Origin of the sequence: Streptomyces sp. NBC_01428, assembly GCF_036231965.1 — a bacterium.
GTDB lineage: Bacteria > Actinomycetota > Actinomycetes > Streptomycetales > Streptomycetaceae > Streptomyces.
This window is the reverse complement of sequence record NZ_CP109499.1, coordinates 7,083,042-7,100,610: the sequence shown is the minus strand read 5'-3', so window position 1 is coordinate 7,100,610 and position 17,569 is coordinate 7,083,042. Positions and strand designations below refer to the sequence as shown.

The 17,569-nt window shown below is 69.8% G+C and carries 12 protein-coding genes, 2 rRNA genes and 1 pseudogene; 2 read left to right on the top strand and 13 right to left on the bottom strand.

Annotated features, from left to right (window positions below):
• Positions 1-28: 28 nt before the first annotated feature.
• The 5 genes from OG406_RS30760 to OG406_RS30740 all read right to left on the bottom strand — a co-directional run bounded on the left by OG406_RS30760 (position 29) and on the right by OG406_RS30740 (position 5,557).
• A complete protein-coding gene (locus OG406_RS30760) occupies positions 29-1,165 on the bottom strand; it encodes a glycosyltransferase family 4 protein (RefSeq protein ID WP_164372594.1) in 1,137 nt (378 codons plus the stop codon).
• A gap of 474 nt (positions 1,166-1,639) precedes the next feature.
• Positions 1,640-3,370 (bottom strand): DNA repair protein RecN, encoded by a 1,731-nt coding sequence (recN, locus tag OG406_RS30755; RefSeq protein WP_329188900.1) that lies wholly within the window; start codon positions 3,368-3,370, stop codon positions 1,640-1,642.
• Positions 3,371-3,520: 150 nt separating this feature from the next.
• A complete protein-coding gene (locus OG406_RS30750) occupies positions 3,521-4,426 on the bottom strand; it encodes an NAD kinase (protein ID WP_081223629.1) in 906 nt (301 codons plus the stop codon).
• A complete protein-coding gene (locus OG406_RS30745; protein WP_266612539.1) occupies positions 4,423-5,238 on the bottom strand; it encodes a TlyA family RNA methyltransferase in 816 nt (271 codons plus the stop codon). The genes OG406_RS30750 and OG406_RS30745 overlap by 4 nt, the downstream gene beginning before the upstream one ends.
• Positions 5,239-5,245: 7 nt before the next feature.
• The gene (locus OG406_RS30740; RefSeq protein WP_329188896.1) at positions 5,246-5,557 is read right to left on the bottom strand and encodes a hypothetical protein; all 312 of its coding nucleotides are present in this window, start codon (positions 5,555-5,557) and stop codon (positions 5,246-5,248) included.
• A gap of 42 nt (positions 5,558-5,599) precedes the next feature.
• On the opposite strand from OG406_RS30740, the gene OG406_RS30735 reads away from it, so the two are divergent.
• A complete protein-coding gene (locus OG406_RS30735) occupies positions 5,600-5,947 on the top strand; it encodes an SCP2 sterol-binding domain-containing protein (RefSeq protein ID WP_164372598.1) in 348 nt (115 codons plus the stop codon).
• Here OG406_RS30735 and OG406_RS30730 read toward each other — a convergent pair.
• The 4 genes from OG406_RS30730 to OG406_RS30715 form a co-directional block, all read right to left on the bottom strand.
• Positions 5,931-6,818, bottom strand: coding sequence for an ABC transporter ATP-binding protein (locus OG406_RS30730; protein WP_329188893.1), 888 nt, complete (start codon positions 6,816-6,818; stop codon positions 5,931-5,933). The two genes, OG406_RS30735 and OG406_RS30730, sit on opposite strands and share 17 nt — an antisense overlap.
• Positions 6,815-7,894, bottom strand: coding sequence for a FecCD family ABC transporter permease (locus tag OG406_RS30725; protein ID WP_329191039.1), 1,080 nt, complete (start codon positions 7,892-7,894; stop codon positions 6,815-6,817). Before OG406_RS30725 ends, OG406_RS30730 begins: the two co-directional genes overlap by 4 nt.
• An 11-nt stretch (positions 7,895-7,905) precedes the next feature.
• On the bottom strand, positions 7,906-8,949 hold the full coding sequence (locus OG406_RS30720) for a FecCD family ABC transporter permease (protein WP_329188891.1): 1,044 nt from the start codon (positions 8,947-8,949) through the stop codon (positions 7,906-7,908).
• Positions 8,950-9,052: 103 nt separating this feature from the next.
• Positions 9,053-10,081: an HAD hydrolase-like protein gene (locus tag OG406_RS30715; RefSeq protein ID WP_329188889.1), complete on the bottom strand. Its 1,029-nt coding sequence runs from the start codon at positions 10,079-10,081 to the stop codon at positions 9,053-9,055.
• Between the two features lie 72 nt (positions 10,082-10,153).
• Here OG406_RS30715 and OG406_RS30710 point away from each other — a divergent pair, with 72 nt between their 5' ends.
• Positions 10,154-11,446 carry a DUF1015 domain-containing protein gene (locus OG406_RS30710; RefSeq protein WP_329188888.1) on the top strand — a complete coding sequence of 431 codons (1,293 nt, stop codon included), beginning with the start codon at positions 10,154-10,156 and terminating at the stop codon, positions 11,444-11,446.
• Positions 11,447-11,559: 113 nt separating this feature from the next.
• Here the strand turns inward: OG406_RS30710 and OG406_RS30705 are convergent, their stop codons facing one another.
• The 4 genes and pseudogenes from OG406_RS30705 to OG406_RS30690 form a co-directional block, all read right to left on the bottom strand.
• Positions 11,560-12,486, bottom strand: a complete 927-nt coding sequence (locus tag OG406_RS30705) for a hypothetical protein (protein WP_329191037.1) — start codon at positions 12,484-12,486, stop codon at positions 11,560-11,562.
• A 141-nt stretch (positions 12,487-12,627) separates the two neighbouring features.
• A pseudogene (locus OG406_RS39470) lies at positions 12,628-14,046 on the bottom strand (hypothetical protein); the annotation flags it as partial.
• A gap of 141 nt (positions 14,047-14,187) precedes the next feature.
• Positions 14,188-14,304 (bottom strand): 5S ribosomal RNA (rrf, locus tag OG406_RS30695).
• A gap of 133 nt (positions 14,305-14,437) precedes the next feature.
• Positions 14,438-17,560 (bottom strand): 23S ribosomal RNA (locus OG406_RS30690).
• Positions 17,561-17,569: the final 9 nt, after the last annotated feature.

The following is a 17,569-nucleotide window of genomic DNA, read 5'->3' as shown; positions in this document are numbered from 1 at the left end:
CCCGGAGCGGGCCACGGATCGGCCCGGATCAGTGCGACAGCTGGGCTTGCGTCAACTCGTCGTACACGCTGAGCACTTGGGCCACCGTCTCGTCCTCGGTCGGCCAGCTCGCGGCCTGCCGGGTGCCGCGCTCACGCAGCTCCTCCTGGCGTACCGGATCCGCCAGCAGCCGTACGACCGTCTCGCCGAGCGCCCTCGCGTCGCCGTACGGGACGAGTTCGGCGGCGTCGCCGACGAGTTCGGGGATGCCGCCGACCGCGGTCGCGACGAGCGGCACCCGCGCGTGCAGTGCCTCCTGCGCGAGGACCGACCGTGATTCCCAACTGCTCGGCAGGAGCGCGAGGTCGGCGGCCGCGAGCAGCTCCGTGATGTCGTCGCGCCGCCCGATGAGCCGGACCGGCAGTTCCTCGTCCTCGATACGGCGCTGGAGGACCGCGCGGAGCGGCCCCTCCCCCGCGATGACGAGCAGCGGCACGGGATCGAGCCGGCACCAGACGTGCGCCGCGTCCAGCAGGGTCTCGTAGCCGCGCTGCCGGTCGAGCGAACCGACCGCCATGAGCAACGGGCGCTCGGTCGAACCGAGTTCGGCGCGCGCCTTGTGTCGGCAGCGGTCCGGGTCCGCGGGCTCGACGGGCGGGCGCGGCGCGGGCAGCGCGACCGCGGCGAGCCGCGCGTCGCGCGCTCCCCTGCGGCGTGCCCGGTCCACCAGGTCGGAGGAGGTGCCGAGGACCACGGACGCGGCGCGGGCGACCCGTCGTTCGAGGAGGCGCAGGAGATGGGCCCGCGCTCCCTCGGCGTCGGCGCGCGTGTGCCAGGTGACGACGAGCGGCACGCGCCGCCCGCTGAGCGCGAGGGCCGCTCGCAGCGCGGCGTGCAGCCCGTGCGCGTGCACGAGATCGGCCTCGGCGCAGGCCGCCCGCAGCGCGGACACGGAGGAGGGATCGCTGCTGCGGGGGACGGGGACGTGATGCGCGCCCACTCCGGAGAACCCGTACGCGCGGTCGGCCTCGGTGGGGGCGCACACGGTGACCCGTACGCCCCGCGCGACGAGTCCCGAGGCCAGCGACCGCACGTGCGCGCTGCTGCCCGCGCTGCCGCCGCCGAGCACCTGCACGGTGCGCAGCGGCGACTGGCCGTGCGGTGAGTGGCTGCTCACGTGGCTCACGTGGCCGGGGCTCCTGGTTCGGCGTGGACCGTCACGAAGAAACGTACAGAAGGATCGCGCGGAGGGGATGGACCGCACGTCGTGCACGGCGTATCTACGCCAAGGATGCCAGGCCGTACGGGTGTTCCGGCACAGCCGTCGCGACGAGGGCACGTCAGAGAAGGCAACTCGACGACGACGGTCACCCGGACGAGTGAGAAATGCCCCGGTCCGACGCCCTTCGACGCCACACCGACCCCATCCACCCCCGAGAGGCCCCTCCGCCCCGACCCCCACCTGGTTCACACGACCACCACGGGTCGCATCCGCCACCCCGCACGCCCCTCCACACGGCCACGCCGGCAGCCGGTCCGGTGCGCCGCAGCCTCGGAGGGCGGCCGACCGAGGCGGCGGATGGAAAGCCTGAGCCGTCGGCGCACCGGCGGCGCCGCCGGTGGCACCGGAACCCCGGCCCGAAACCGCGCGGTGGTCGGCTCAGCCGTCCGCGCGGGCCGTTGCGAGGAGTTCCTCGGCGTGGGCCCGGGCCGTCTCCGAGTCCTCCTGGCCCGCGAGCATCCGGGACAGTTCGCGGATGCGGTCCTCGCCCTCCAGGACCTTCACGCCGGAGCGGGTCACCGACCCGTCGTTGGTCTTCTCGACCAGCAGCTGGCGGTCGGCGAACGCGGCGACCTGCGGCAGGTGCGTCACGACGACGACCTGCGCGGTCTTCGCGAGCCGGGCGAGGCGGCGCCCGATCTCGACGGCGGCCTTGCCGCCGACACCCGCGTCGACCTCGTCGAACAGGTAGGTCGGCACCGGGTCCGTGCCCGCGAACACGACCTCCACCGCGAGCATCACGCGCGAGAGTTCACCGCCCGACGCCCCCTTGGCGATGGGCCGCGGCGGCGCGCCGGGGTGCGGGGCGAGCAGCAGCTCCACCTCGTCGACGCCCGCCGGGCCGTAGGCCACCGTGCGGCCGCCGACCTCGACGCCCTCCGGGTCGTCGGCCTGCCGGATCTCGAAGGAGACGCGCGCGTGGGGCATGGCGAGCGAGGCCAGTTCGGCGGTGACGGCGGCGGCGAAGCGTTCGGCGGCCTCCGCCCGGGCGTCGGTCAACGCCTGGGCGAGTCCGCCCAGTTCGGCACGGAGCGCGTCCCGCTCGGCGGTCAGTTCGCCGAGCCGGTCGTCGTCGCCGTCCAGTTCGTTGAGCCGGGTGACGCCCTGTTCGGCCCAGGCGAGCACGGCGTCGATGTCCGTGCCGTACTTGCGGGTCAGCTGGGTGAGTGCGGCGCGGCGCTCCTCGACCGCCGCGAGCCGCAGCGGGTCGGCGTCGAGGTCGTCGGCGTACCCGGCGAGTTCTCCCGCCACGTCGCCGAGCAGGATGGCGATCTCGCCGATCCGGCCGGACAGGGTGGCGAGGGCCGCGTCGTGCGAGCGCACGGCCTCCAGGGCACGGTGGGCGCCCGCGACGAGGGTGGCCGCGTCGATGCCCTCCGGGTCCTCGGGATTGCCCGCGAGCCCGGCGTGGGCGACCGTGGCGGCCGAGGCGAGGGCCTCCGCGTGGCCGAGCCGCTCCGCCTCCGCCGCCAGTTCGGTGTCCTCGCCGGCGCGCGGCTCCACGGCCGCGATCTCCTCGAGCCCGAAGCGCAGCAGGTCGGCTTCCTGGGCGCGTTCCCGCGCGCGGGTGGTGATCTCGTCCAGTTCGGCCGAGATCGCCCGCAGCCGGCGGTAGGCGCCCGCGTACTTGGCGAGGGGCACGGCGACCGCGTCGCCGGCGTACCGGTCCAGGGCCTGCCGCTGCCGGGACAGCTTGAGCAGGCCCTGCTGGTCGGTCTGCCCGTGCACCGCGACGAGTTCGTCGGCGAGCTCGGCGAGCACGCCCACCGGCACCGAGCGTCCACCCAGGTGGGCCCGTGAGCGCCCCTCGGCCGAAACGGTACGGCTGAACAGCAGCGCGCCGTCGTCCAGCTCGGCACCCGCCTCCTCCGCCCGTACGACGGCCGTCCCGCCCGGGGGAACGGTGATCCGCCCCTCCACGACGGCGCTCTTGGCGCCGATCCGTACGAGGGCCGGGTCCGCGCGCCCGCCCAGCAGCAGCCCGAGGCTGGTGACCACCATCGTCTTGCCCGCGCCGGTCTCACCGGTCACGGCGGTGAAGCCGGGCGACAGCTCGACCACCGCGTCGTCGATGACTCCGAGCGACCGTATCCGCATCTCCTCCAACACGGACACGACCTTACGAGGTCAGGGGCGGGGTGTGCGACGGGCCCCGCCCCGCGGGTGCGAAGGCGCAGGTGACAAGGCCGCACAAAGAGGCCGTTGTCACCCGCGGGAGTGGGGCTCCGCACATGCGGAGCCCCGGTCGTCCTCGTACCGCTAGTGGGGTGCCCCGCGCCAGCCGGCGACCGGCAGGGCGAACTTGGCGACCAGCCGGTCGGTGAAGGAGGCGTGGTGCAGCCGCGCCAGGCGTACGGGCACGGCCCCGCGCCGCACCTCGACGCGCGCGCCGGGGGGCAGCTCCACCGTGCGCCGCCCGTCGCACCACAGCACGCCCGGCGGGATGTGCGGCAGCACCTCCACGGCGAGCACCGAGTCCGGCGAGGTGACCAGCGGCTTGGCGAACAGGGCGTGCGCGCTGATCGGCACCATGAGCAGTGCCTCGACCTCGGGCCAGACGACCGGCCCGCCCGCGGAGAAGGCGTACGCCGTCGAGCCGGTCGGGGTCGCGCACACGATCCCGTCGCAGCCGAACCCGGTGACGGGCCGCCCGTCGATCTCCAGCACCACCTCGAGGAGCTTCTCGGCGGACACCTTCTGCACGGCCGCCTCGTTCAGCGCCCAGTCGGTGTGCACGATGTCGCCGTTCTGGTGGACGACGACGTCGACGGTCATGCGTTCCTCGACCTCGTACGCCTTGGTCACCACGCGGTCGACGACCTTGTCCAGGTCGTCCCGCTCGGCCTCGGCGAGGAAGCCGACGCGTCCGAGGTTGACGCCGAGCATCGGGACCCCGGAGGCCCGGGCGAACTCGGCGCCGCGCAGCAGTGTGCCGTCACCGCCGAGGACGATGAGCAGCTCGCAGCCGTCGAGGCACTGCGGGGTGGCCTCCTTGACGAGTTCCACCTGGTCGGGGAGCGGCAGGTCCGCCGCCTCGGCCTCCAGGACCCGCACGCCGATCCCCGAGCGCAGCAGGCCCTCGACGACCAGTTCGGCGCTGCGGATGGCTGCCGGACGCCCGGTGTGGGCCAGCAGGAAAACAGTACGAGCTCGGGTCTGTGTCAACGCGGCCCCTCCGCCACTGCACGGTCAACGTCGGCCGGGTCGAGGTCGGGTGCCCCGGCCCGCAGCCACAGAAAGTACTCGACGTTGCCCGAGGGTCCGGGCAACGGGCTTGCGGTCACACCCTGTACTCCGAGCCCCAGCTCGCGGGCGCGGCCGGCCACCGCGCGCACGGCCTCGGCGCGCAGCTCCGGGCTGCGCACGACTCCGCCGCTGCCCAGCCGGTCCTTCCCCACCTCGAACTGTGGCTTGACCATCATCACCAGGTCGGCATCCGGCGCCGCGCACCGCACGAGGGCGGGCAGCACCAGTCCGAGCGGGATGAAGGACAGATCCCCGACAACAAGGTCCACGGGCTCCCCATCGATCGCCTCCAACGTCAACTCGCGTACGTTCGTACGGTCCTTGACGGTGACGCGTTCATCGCTCTGCAGAGACCAGGCGAGTTGTCCGTAACCGACGTCGACGGCGAGGACGTGGGCGACGCCTGCGCGCAGCAGCACGTCGGTGAAGCCTCCGGTGGAGGCGCCGGCGTCGAGCGCCCGCCGCCCCTCGACCTTCAGCCCCTGGGGCACGAAGGCGGCGAGGGCGCCGGCGAGCTTGTGCCCGCCGCGCGAGACGTAGTCGGGATCGTTGTCGTCCTTCGTGACGACGATCGCGGCCGCGGTCTCCACCTGGGTGGCGGGCTTGGTCGCGAGGGTCTTGCCCACGCTGACCCGCCCCGCGGCGATCAGCTGGCCCGCGTGCTCGCGCGAGCGGGCGAGCTTCCGGCGGACCAGCTCGGCGTCGAGGCGTCGGCGCGCCACTCCTGCCACGTTCGGTTCAGCTCCTCGGGTACGTCGATGGGGGCGCCGGAGGTCCCGGGCGGGCGTCGAGCGCGGTGAGCGCGTCGCGCAGCCCCCGGTGTACATCCTCGTACACCTCGACGTGCCCGTCCGTCGCGAGGTGGTCGGCGTCCGCGAGCCGGTCGAGTTGGGCGTCGACGTCCGCGTCGCCCGAGGGCACGCGCGGGACGTTCAGCGGGGCCGGTCCCGCGGGGTCGTACGCCGGATCCGGCGGTGCCGGTGCGGGCGCGCCGGGCTCCGCGGGCATCGCGGCCTGCGGGACCTCGCCCTCGGGAACTGAGTCGCTCATGCCCCGACGCTACCGCGAAGCGCTGCGGTACCGTCGATCACGATGGCGACGATTGAGGAGTGCCGCGCCGCACTCGACAAGCTTTCGGACAACATGGCGAGCGCGGAAGGGGACGTACGCACCGCGGCGGCCCTGGACCGGTCGCTGAGCTGCCGTGTCACCGACCTGGACGTCACCTTCGTGGGCCGCCTCAAGGACGGCCGGATCGAGGTGCTCGACACGCTCCAGGGCCCGCCCCCGGACAAGGCACAGATCCGTCTGGCCATGGCCGGCGACGATCTGGTGGCGATGGTGGACGGCCGGCTGAACTTCGCGAAGGCGTGGGGTTCGGGCCGGGTGAAGCTGGAGGCGGGCCTGCGGGACCTGTTCCGGCTCAGGACCCTCCTGTAGCCGCCGGAGCCCCGACGGCCGCCACGCGGGCCCTCCGGGCCGCGGGCACCACGAGCGGTGTCCCGGTCTCCGGGTCGTCGATGACCTGGCAGCGCAGGCCGAAGACCTCCTCGACCAGATCGGCCGTGACGATGTCGTTCGGCGCGCCCTCGGCGATGACCTCGCCGTCGCGCAGCGCTATCAGGTGGGTGGCGTAGCGGGCCGCGTGGTTGAGGTCGTGCAGCACGGCGACGAGGGTCCGGCCCTGCGTCTCGTGCAGCTCGGCGCACAGGTCGAGGACGTCGATCTGGTGCTGGATGTCGAGGTAGGTCGTCGGCTCGTCGAGGAGCAGCAGCGGGGTCTGCTGCGCGAGCGCCATGGCGATCCACACGCGCTGGCGCTGTCCGCCGGAGAGTTCGTCGACGTAGCGGTCGGCGAGTTCGGCGACGCCGGTGGAGGCCATCGACTCCTGGACCACCCGCTCGTCCTCCGTGGACCACTGGCGCAGCAGGCCCTGGTGCGGGTAGCGGCCGCGGCCGACGAGGTCGCCGACCGTGATGCCGTCGGGCGCGATCGACGACTGCGGCAGGAGTCCGAGGGTGCGGGCGACCTTCTTCGCGGGCATCGACTGGATGGCCTGCCCGTCGAGCAGCACCCGGCCCTCGGAGGGCTTCAGCATGCGGGAAAGGGCGCGCAGCAGGGTGGACTTGCCGCAGGCGTTCGGGCCGACGATCACCGTGAAGGAGTGGTCGGGTATCTCCACCGACAGCTTCTCCGCGATGACGCGCTGGTCGTAGCCGAGGGTGACGTTGTCGGCGGACAGGCGGTTCACAGTGCTCCTTGGGATGTTCTCGTCCGCGGTCACGGGGGTCGTCTTCGCCGGGCGGCTCATATCCGGCCCGCCTTGCGCTCGGTGACCAGGAGCCACAGCAGGTAGACGCCGCCGAGGACTCCGGTCACGACACCGACGGGCAACTGGTCGGCGCCGAAGGCACGCTGCGAGGCCCAGTCCGCGACGATGAGCAGGGTCGCGCCCATGCACATCGACGGCACCAGGTTGGGTCCGGGCGACCGCGTGAGCCGGCGGGCCAGCTGGGGCGCGGTGAGGGCCACGAAGCCGACCGGGCCGGCGGCGGCGGTGGCACCCGCGGTGAGCAGCACGGCGGCCACCATGAGCAGCAGCCGCGTGCGCTCGACGCGCACGCCGAGGGCGTACGACACGTCGTCGCCCATCTCCATCATGCGCAGCCCGCGCGCGTTGCCGAGGACGAGCGGGACGAGGACGCCGCAGAGGATGAGCAGGGGCCAGACCTGTGTCCAGTCACGGCCGTTGAGCGAGCCGGTCATCCAGACGACGGCGCGGGCCGCGTCGACGATGTCGGCCTTGGTCAGCAGATAACCGTTGACCGCGGTCACGATCGCGGAGACCCCGATGCCGACGAGGACCAGCCGGTATCCGTGCACACCGCGCTTCCAGGCGAGCAGATAGATGGCGAGACCGGTCACGAGGCCGCCGGCGAGCGCGCCGAGGGCCACCTCGGTCGCACTGCCCGAGAACAGCACGATCATGATGAGCGCGCCGGCCGTGGAGCCCTGCCCGAGCCCGAGGACGTCGGGACTGCCCAGCGGATTGCGGGAGATGGACTGGAAGAGGGCGCCGCCGAGTCCGAGCGAGGCACCCACCAGCAGTCCGACCAGGACCCGCGGCAGCCGCAGGTCGTTGACGATGAACTCCTGCCTCGCGTTGCCCTCGCCGAACAGCGTCCTGATGACGTCGGCGACGGGGATCGGGAAGTCGCCGGTGCCGATGAGCACCACGCTCGCGGTGGCCGCGGCCACCAGCAGCAGGGCGACCACGACGAACGTGCGGACGTCGAGACGGACGGAGATGCCGCCCGCCGTGCGGACCGACCGGACGCGTCGGGTGACCGGAGCGGGGCCGGCCTCCCGCGCGCGGGAGGTTCGGATACGTGGGGTCGTCACAGCTGCGCCGTCCTCCGTCGCCGTACGAGAAAGATGAAGACCGGTCCGCCGAGGATCGCGGTGACGATGCCGACCTGGAGTTCCGCCGGTCGGGCGACCATCCGTCCGAGGACGTCGGCGCCGAGCAGCAGCACGGGCGACAGGACGGTGGCGTACGGCAGGATCCAGCGCAGGTCGGGGCCGGTGAAGGACCGGACGACGTGCGGGACCATCAGCCCCACGAACACGATCGGCCCGCAGGCGGCGGTCGCGGCGCCGCACAGCACGGTCGCCGCGGCCATGGACAGCGCACGGGTGCGGTTGAGGTTGGCGCCGAGGGCACGGGCGGTGTCGTCACCCATGGCCATCGCGTTCAGCGGCCGGGCCAGGGCCAGCGCCAGCAGGGTGCCGACGGCGAGGAAGGGGGCGACCTGCCGGATCGTCGAATCGGTCGCCGAGGCGAGGGAACCGACCGTCCAGAAGCGCATCTTGCCGAGCGCCGCGTCGTCCGTGATCATCACGGCCTGCAGATAGCCGTAGAGAGCGGCGCTGATCGCGGTACCGGCGAGCGCGAGCCGTACCGGGGTGGCACCCCGGCTGCCGCCCAGGAACCAGACGAGCGCACCGACGGCCGCCGCGCCGGCGAAGGCGAACCAGACGTAGCCGCTCAGCGAGGTGACACCGAAGAAGGTGATCGCGGTGACGACCGCTGCGGACGCCCCCGCGTTGATGCCGAGCAGCCCCGGGTCGGCCAGCGGATTGCGGGTGAGCGCCTGCAGAACGGCACCGGAGAGACCGAGTGCCGCTCCCACCAGCAGTCCGAGGACAGTACGCGAGATCCGGTCACCGACCACGACATCGGAGAACGTCCCCGAGTCGTGGAACAGGCCGTGCCACACCTGGTCCAACGGCAGCGCCTTCGCGCCGATCGCGATACTCGCCAACGCGACAAGCACCAGGAGCCCCACGGAGAGCAGGAGTCCGAGGGTTCGTATCGCCCGTCGGGTCGGGGGCGCGGGGGCGGTTTCCGCGCGCTGTTCTGGAGGACTGTCGACCAACACGAGGTTAGGTTAGCCTACCCTCGCATTTGCCCTTGATCCGGCTCCGCACCGCGCCCACGCACCAACGCCCAGGTCAGCGACCGCACTGGACGACCCGTCGGCTCTAGAGCCCGAGCCGCGCCAGCGCCTTACCGCCGTCCAGCTCACACCCGGACTCCCCGGCGGCCGTCCAGGCGGCGGCGCACAGGGCGCGCAGTCCGTCGATGGCCTCGCCGTCACCGGACAGCTCCAGCTCCTCGCTCCCCGCCTTCGCCGTCCAGCCGCCACAGCGGAACCCCTCGCCGGCCTCCTCGATCTCCGGCTGACCGGTGAGCATCCCGCGGAGGTCGGCGTCCACGTAGGTCGGCCGGTGCCGCGGCGGCGCGGCCAGCAGCTGCGCGCCGTCCGTCACCCCGGTGAGGACGAGCAGCGAGTCCACCTCGCCGTTGAACGCGCCCTCGATGTCGGTGTCCAGCCGGTCGCCGACCACCAGCGGCCGCTTCGCGCCGGTCCGCAGAATCGTCTCGCGGTGCATCGGGGGCAGCGGCTTGCCCGCCACCTGCGGCTCGGCGCCCGTCGCGATCCGGACGACCTCCACCGCCGCGCCGTTCCCCGGGGCGATGCCGCGCGCGCTCGGGATCGTCAGGTCGGTGTTCGAGGCGAACCACGGCACTCCGCGCGCGATGGCGTAACAGGCCTCGGCGAAGCGCGACCAGACCAGGTCGGGCCCGCCGTACCCCTGTACGACCGCCACCGGCTCGTCGTCGGCCGAGTCGACCGGTTCGAGCCCGCGCTCACGGAGCGCGACCCGCAGGCCCTCACCGCCGATGACCAGCACCCGGGAACCGGCGGGCACCTGCTCGCTGATGAGCCGCGCCACGGCCTGCGCCGAGGTGATCACGTCGGAGGCCGCCGTCGGTATGCCCAGCTCCGTGAGGTGCTCGGCGACCGCGTCGGGTGTCCGCAGCGCGTTGTTCGTGACGTACGCGAGGTGCATTCCGCCGGAGCTCGCCGTCCCGAGGGACTCCACGGCGTGCGCGATCGCGTTCCCGCCCGCGTAGACCACACCGTCCAGGTCGAGCAGCGCCGTGTCGTACGCCTCGCTCAGGGCCTGACTGCTGGCTTCGGGCCTCGTCCTGACGGTCTGGCTCATTACGCATCGCTCCTCGTTCGATCCCTTTGCCCCGATCATCGCTCATGCCACCGACACACTTACGATGCCTCAATGAACTATGCGGGTCCCGAGGAGGAAACACCGGCACGGATCGGCCTCGAGCTGACCCCGTTCCAAGGCCTGCGCTACGACCCCGACCGGGTCGGCAGCCTGGCCGCCGTGACATCCCCGCCGTACGACGTGATCGTCCGGCCCGACGGCCTGCTCGAACTCGAATCCGCCGACCCGTACAACATCGTGCGGCTGATCCTCCCGCAGGACCACTCGCCCGCCGCCCGCAACCAGCAGGCCGCCGACACACTGCGCCGCTGGCGGGCGGAGGGCGTCCTGACCACCGACACCGAGCCGGGCCTGTACGTGTACGAGCAGCGCGACGGCGACCTGCTGCAGCGCGGTGTGATCGGCACGCTGCGGCTGTCGGAGCCGGCGGACGGCGTCGTACTGCCCCACGAGGACGTGATGCCGCACATCGTCGCGGACCGCGCGGACCTGATGCGCGCCACGTCCGCCAACCTCGAACCGCTGCTGCTCACCTATCGCGGCGACGCCTCCGGCTGCGGGACGGCCGCCGTCGTCGAGAAGACCGCGACGCTGCCCCCGCTGCTGGCCACCACCACGGAGGACGGCATCAGCCACCGGCTGTGGGCCGTGACGGATCCGGCCGGCCTCGCGGAGATCCGGGCGGACCTCGGCCGCCACCAAGCCCTGATCGCCGACGGCCATCACCGCTGGGCGACCTATCTGCGTCTACGCGCGGAGCATCCCTCGCCGAGCCCCTGGGACTACGGCCTCGTCCTCCTCGTGGACACCGCCCGCTACCCGCTGCGCGTCCGGGCGATCCACCGCCTGCTGCACCGCCTGCCGGTCGCGGAGGCACTGGCCGCCCTCGGAGACACCTTCCGTGCCCGCCGCCTCGACGTGCCCCTCGCGGAGGCCCTGGAGTCCCTGGCGTCGGCGGCCGCCGACGGAAACGCCTTCCTGCTCGCCGGGGACGGCGCCTTCCACCTGATCGACCGCCCGTCACCGGACCTGCTGGCCCGTACGATCCCGGCCGGCCATCCGGAGGCCTGGCGCACCCTGGACGCGACAGTTCTGCATGCCACGCTCCTCGACCACGTGTGGGGCATCCCGGAGGACTCGCCCGAGCACATCGCGTACATCCACGACACGGTCGCAACGGTGGAGAAGGCCGAGCATGACGGCGGCACGGCCGTCCTGATGCACCCGGTCCGCGAGGAGGTCGTACGCGATCTCGCCCGTCAGGGCGTCACCATGCCCCGCAAATCGACGTCCTTCGGCCCCAAGCCGGCCTCGGGCCTGGTCCTGCGCGCGCTCACCTCCTGACGCGCCGGGCCGACCCCGAGAACGACGTCACCAAGGACGCCTGAAACGCCACGTGGGCGGCGGTACCCCTTCCGGAGTCCCGCCGCCCACGTGGTGAACCGCTGTGTCGGACGTCAGCTCTGAGGACGCGCAGGAGCGTCACCCGTGCTGTCGTCCCCGTCCTCGTCGTCGAGGTCGTCGTCCTGGTCGTCCTGCAGGTCGCCGCCGTCGATGTCGTCGTCCACGTCGTCCGTGGCGACGTCCGCGAGCTCGACGTCGTCCGCGTCGTCGTCGGCATCGTCATCGTCGGCCGGAACGCGAGTGCCGGCTTCCTCGGAGACCGTCACCTGCGCGCGCTCGCCGTCCTCGTCGTCCTCGTCCTCGGCGAACGCGTCGACGAACTCGACACCGTCCATCTCGGCGAGCCGGTCGGAGGCGTCCGTGCTGCCGTCCTTGTCGGACTCGACGGCCTTGGCGAACCACTCACGGGCCTCACCCTCACGGCCGGCCGCGAGCAGCGCGTCCGCGTAGGCGTACCGCAGGCGCGCGCTCCAGGGCTGGACGGAGTTCGACGCGAGCTCCGGGCTCTGGAGAGTGACGATGGCCGCGTCGAGCTGGTCCATGTCACGCCGGGCACCGGCCGCGACGAGCCGCATCTCGACCTGCGAGGCCTTGTCCAGCTTCTGCACCTCGGGGGCGCCGGCCATCTCCAGTGCCTTCTCGGGCCGGCCGAGACCGCGCTCGCAGTCCGCCATGACGGGCCACAGCTCGACACTGCCGGTCATCCGGCGCGCGGCACGGAACTCGGCGAGGGCCTCGCTGAACTTCTGGTTGGCGTACGCGGCGAACCCGGCCGCCTCACGCACGGCGGCGACGCGGGACGCGAGCCGCAGGGCGATCCGCGAGTACGCGTAGGCGCCCTCGGGGTCCTCGTCGATCAGCCGGGCGACCATCACCAGGTTGCGGGAGACCTCCTCGGCAAGCCCCTTGGGCAGGCTCTGGAGCTCCTGTCGTACGTCCTTGTCGATCTCGTCGCCCGTGACGTCGTCCGGGATCGGCAGCCGCTTGATCGGCTCACGGTCCCGCTCCCGCTCGTCGCGGTAGCGTCCGCCGCCACGACGGTCGTCGCCACCGCGGTCGTCCCGGCCACGGAAGCCGCCGGGGCGCCCGCCCCGGTCGTCGCGCTGCGGTCCACCGTGGCCGCGGTCGTCGCGGCCACGGAAGCCACCACCCCGGTTGTCCCCGCCGCGGTCGTCACGTCGGTCGTCACGTCGGAAGGCCGGACGGTCGCCGTCCCTGCGCTCGTCACGACGGAACTCGCCGCCGCCACCACGGTTGTCGTCACGCCGGAAACCACCACGGTCACCGCCACGATCCCCACCGCGGTCGTCGCGACGGAAACCGCCCCGATCGCCACCGCGGTCGTCCCTGCGCTCGTCACGACGGAAGTCGCCACCGCCGCCACCACGGTTGTCATCGCGCCGGAAACCACCACGATCCCCACCGCGGTCGTCCCGACGGTCGTCGCGGCGGAAGCCGCCGCGGTCGTCGTCACGGCGGGGGCTGCTGGGCCGGTCGTCGCGACGCGGGCCACCGGTCGGACGGTCGTCACGGCGGAAGGCCGGACGGTCGCCGTCACGACGGAAGCCGCGGTCGTCGCCCCGACGGTCGCTGCCACCACGGTTGTCGTCGCGGCGGAAGCCACCACGGTCACCACCGCGATCCCCACCACGGTCATCACGACGATCGTCACGGCGGAAGCCACCACCGGTGCTGCCGCCACGGTTGTCATCGCGACGGAAACCACCACCGGTGCTGCCGCCACGGTTGTCATCGCGACGGAAACCACCACCGGTGCTGCCACCGCGGTTGTCGTCACGACGGAAGCCACCACCGGTGCTGCCACCGCAGTTGTCGTCACGGCGGAAACCGCCGCCAGTGCTGCCGCCACGGCTGTCATCGCGACGGAAGCCACCACGGTCACCACCGCGATCCCCACCACGGTCATCACGACGATCGTCGCGACGGAAGCCACCACCGGTGCTGCCGCCACGGCTGTCGTCACGACGGAAACCGCCACCGGTGCTGCCGCCACGGCTGTCATCGCGACGGAAGCCGCCACGGTCACCACCGCGATCGCCACCGCGGTCGTCCCGACGGTCGTCGCGGCGGAAGCCGCCGCGGTCGTCGTCACGGCGGGGGCTGCTGGGCCGGTCGTCGCGACGCGGGCCACCGCTCGGACGGTCGTCACGGTTGAAGGCGGGACGGTCGCCGTCCCGGCGGAAGCCGCCGCGGTCGTCACGGCGCGGCCCGCTCGGCCGGTCGTCGCGACGGGGCCCGCCGGTGGGACGGTCGTCACGCCGGAACGGAGGGCGGCCACCGCCGGCGCCGCCGCGGTTGTCGTCACGGCGGAAGCCGCCGCCACTGCCGCCACTGCCACCACGGTTGTCGTCACGGCGGAAGCCGCCACGGTCACCACCGCGATCGCCGCCACGGTCGTCACGACGGCCGGAGCCGGCACGGTCGTTGTCACGGCGGTCGTTGTCTCGACGCGGAGCCCCGCGGTAGCCACCGCGGTCACCACTGTCACGACGGCGCTCGTCGCGCTCCGGTCGCTCGTCGGGAGAGTTGGTGGACATGGGTGACTCCTGTCATCGGTACCGCAAGTCATTCTCGCGCAGCCGGGTACCCGGCGCGCTTCGGAAAAACAAAAGGACCCTTGGTTCCAGCGAGTCGCTGGGACCAAGGGTCCTCCAAAGATTGTTCGGCGGCGTCCTACTCTCCCACAGGGTCCCCCCTGCAGTACCATCGGCGCTGTGAGGCTTAGCTTCCGGGTTCGGAATGTAACCGGGCGTTTCCCTCACGCTATGACCACCGAAACCCTGTCAGACACCTCTCTCTAAAGAGAGGTCTCGAACGGGCAGCGAACAAGCACACTTTTCAATTAAGTGGAACTGTTCAGCCAGCACAACCGTTCGTTGTCTGGGAACTACACAGTGGACGCGAGCAACTGAGGACAAGCCCTCGGCCTATTAGTACCAGTCACCTCCAGCGGTTACCCGCCTTCCAGATCTGGCCTATCAACCCAGTCGTCTACTGGGAGCCTTAACCCCTCAAGGGGGTGGGAATACTCATCTCGAAGCAGGCTTCCCGCTTAGATGCTTTCAGCGGTTATCCCTCCCGAACGTAGCCAACCAGCCATGCCCTTGGCAGGACAACTGGCACACCAGAGGTTCGTCCGTCCCGGTCCTCTCGTACTAGGGACAGCCCTTCTCAATATTCCTACGCGCACAGCGGATAGGGACCGAACTGTCTCACGACGTTCTAAACCCAGCTCGCGTACCGCTTTAATGGGCGAACAGCCCAACCCTTGGGACCGACTCCAGCCCCAGGATGCGACGAGCCGACATCGAGGTGCCAAACCATCCCGTCGATATGGACTCTTGGGGAAGATCAGCCTGTTATCCCCGGGGTACCTTTTATCCGTTGAGCGACGGCGCTTCCACAAGCCACCGCCGGATCACTAGTCCCGACTTTCGTCCCTGCTCGACCCGTCGGTCTCACAGTCAAGCTCCCTTGTGCACTTACACTCAACACCTGATTACCAACCAGGCTGAGGGAACCTTTGGGCGCCTCCGTTACTCTTTAGGAGGCAACCGCCCCAGTTAAACTACCCATCAGACACTGTCCCTGATCCGGATCACGGACCCAGGTTAGACATCCAGCACGACCAGACTGGTATTTCAACGACGACTCCACCATGGCTGGCGCCATGACTTCAAAGTCTCCCAGCTATCCTACACAAGCCGAACCGAACACCAATATCAAACTGTAGTAAAGGTCCCGGGGTCTTTCCGTCCTGCTGCGCGAAACGAGCATCTTTACTCGTAGTGCAATTTCACCGGGCCTATGGTTGAGACAGTCGAGAAGTCGTTACGCCATTCGTGCAGGTCGGAACTTACCCGACAAGGAATTTCGCTACCTTAGGATGGTTATAGTTACCACCGCCGTTTACTGGCGCTTAAGTTCTCAGCTTCGCCACCCCGAAGAGTGACTAACCGGTCCCCTTAACGTTCCAGCACCGGGCAGGCGTCAGTCCGTATACATCGCCTTACGGCTTCGCACGGACCTGTGTTTTTAGTAAACAGTCGCTTCTCGCTGGTCTCTGCGGCCACCCCCAGCTCACCGAGTAAATCGGATCACCAGTGATGGCCCCCTTCTCCCGAAGTTACGGGGGCATTTTGCCGAGTTCCTTAACCATAGTTCACCCGAACGCCTCGGTATTCTCTACCTGACCACCTGAGTCGGTTTAGGGTACGGGCCGCCATGAAACTCGCTAGAGGCTTTTCTCGACAGCATAGGATCATCCACTTCACCACAATCGGCTCGGCATCAGGTCTCAGCCTTGATGTGTGACGGATTTACCTATCACACGGCCTACACCCTTACCCCGGGACAACCACCGCCCGGGATGGACTACCTTCCTGCGTCACCCCATCACTCACCTACTACCACCTTGGGCCGGCGGCTCCACCACTCCCCTCAACTCCGAAGAGATCAGGGCGGCTTCACGGCCTTAGCATTAATGGGCTCGATGTTTGACGCTTCACAGCGGGTACCGGAATATCAACCGGTTATCCATCGACTACGCCTGTCGGCCTCGCCTTAGGTCCCGACTTACCCTGGGCAGATCAGCTTGACCCAGGAACCCTTAGTCAATCGGCGCACACGTTTCTCACGTGTGTATCGCTACTCATGCCTGCATTCTCACTCGTGAACCGTCCACCACTGCCTTCCGGCGCGGCTTCACCCGGCACACGACGCTCCCCTACCCATCACAGCGGGCGTTGGCCCTATTGCTGCAATGACACGACTTCGGCGGTACGCTTGAGCCCCGCTACATTGTCGGCGCGGAATCACTAGACCAGTGAGCTATTACGCACTCTTTCAAGGGTGGCTGCTTCTAAGCCAACCTCCTGGTTGTCTGTGCGACTCCACATCCTTTCCCACTTAGCGTACGCTTAGGGGCCTTAGTCGATGCTCTGGGCTGTTTCCCTCTCGACCATGGAGCTTATCCCCCACAGTCTCACTGCCGTGCTCTCACTTACCGGCATTCGGAGTTTGGCTAAGGTCAGTAACCCGGTAGGGCCCATCGCCTATCCAGTGCTCTACCTCCGGCAAGAAACACACGACGCTGCACCTAAATGCATTTCGGGGAGAACCAGCTATCACGGAGTTTGATTGGCCTTTCACCCCTAACCACAGGTCATCCCCCAGGTTTTCAACCCTGGTGGGTTCGGTCCTCCACGACCTCTTACAGCCGCTTCAACCTGCCCATGGCTAGATCACTCCGCTTCGGGTCTTGAGCGCGCTACTAAATCGCCCTATTCGGACTCGCTTTCGCTACGGCTTCCCCACACGGGTTAACCTCGCAACACACCGCAAACTCGCAGGCTCATTCTTCAAAAGGCACGCAGTCACGACGCACCGAGTAAACTCGATGCGCGACGCTCCCACGGCTTGTAGGCACACGGTTTCAGGTACTATTTCACTCCGCTCCCGCGGTACTTTTCACCATTCCCTCACGGTACTATCCGCTATCGGTCACCAGGGAATATTTAGGCTTAGCGGGTGGTCCCGCCAGATTCACACGGGATTTCTCGGGCCCCGTGCTACTTGGGTGTCTCTCAAACGAGCCGTTGATGTTTCGACTACGGGGGTCTTACCCTCTACGCCGGACCTTTCGCATGTCCTTCGTCTACATCAACGGTTTCTGACTCGCCTCACAGCCGGCAGACTGTGAAAGAGAGATCCCACAACCCCTTGCATGCAACCCCTGCCGGGTCTCACACATACAAGGTTTGGCCTCATCCGGTTTCGCTCGCCACTACTCCCGGAATCACGGTTGTTTTCTCTTCCTGCGGGTACTGAGATGTTTCACTTCCCCGCGTTCCCTCCACACTGCCTATGTGTTCAGCAGTGGGTGACAGCCCATGACGACTGCCGGGTTTCCCCATTCGGAAACCCCCGGATCAAAGCCTGGTTGACGGCTCCCCGGGGACTATCGTGGCCTCCCACGTCCTTCATCGGTTCCTGGTGCCAAGGCATCCACCGTGCGCCCTTAAAAACTTGGCCACAGATGCT

Excerpts from the sequence above, each read along its gene's own strand:
- OG406_RS30740 (WP_329188896.1), bottom strand. The coding sequence starts at position 5,557 with ATGAGCGACTCAGTTCCCGAGGGCGAGGTCCCGCAGGCCGCGATGCCC.
- OG406_RS30715 (WP_329188889.1), bottom strand. The coding sequence starts at position 10,081 with ATGAGCCAGACCGTCAGGACGAGGCCCGAAGCCAGCAGTCAGGCCCTG.
- OG406_RS30710 (WP_329188888.1), top strand. The coding sequence starts at position 10,154 with ATGAACTATGCGGGTCCCGAGGAGGAAACACCGGCACGGATCGGCCTC.
- OG406_RS30730 (WP_329188893.1), bottom strand. The coding sequence starts at position 6,818 with ATGAGCCGCCCGGCGAAGACGACCCCCGTGACCGCGGACGAGAACATC.
- OG406_RS30735 (WP_164372598.1), top strand. The coding sequence starts at position 5,600 with ATGGCGACGATTGAGGAGTGCCGCGCCGCACTCGACAAGCTTTCGGAC.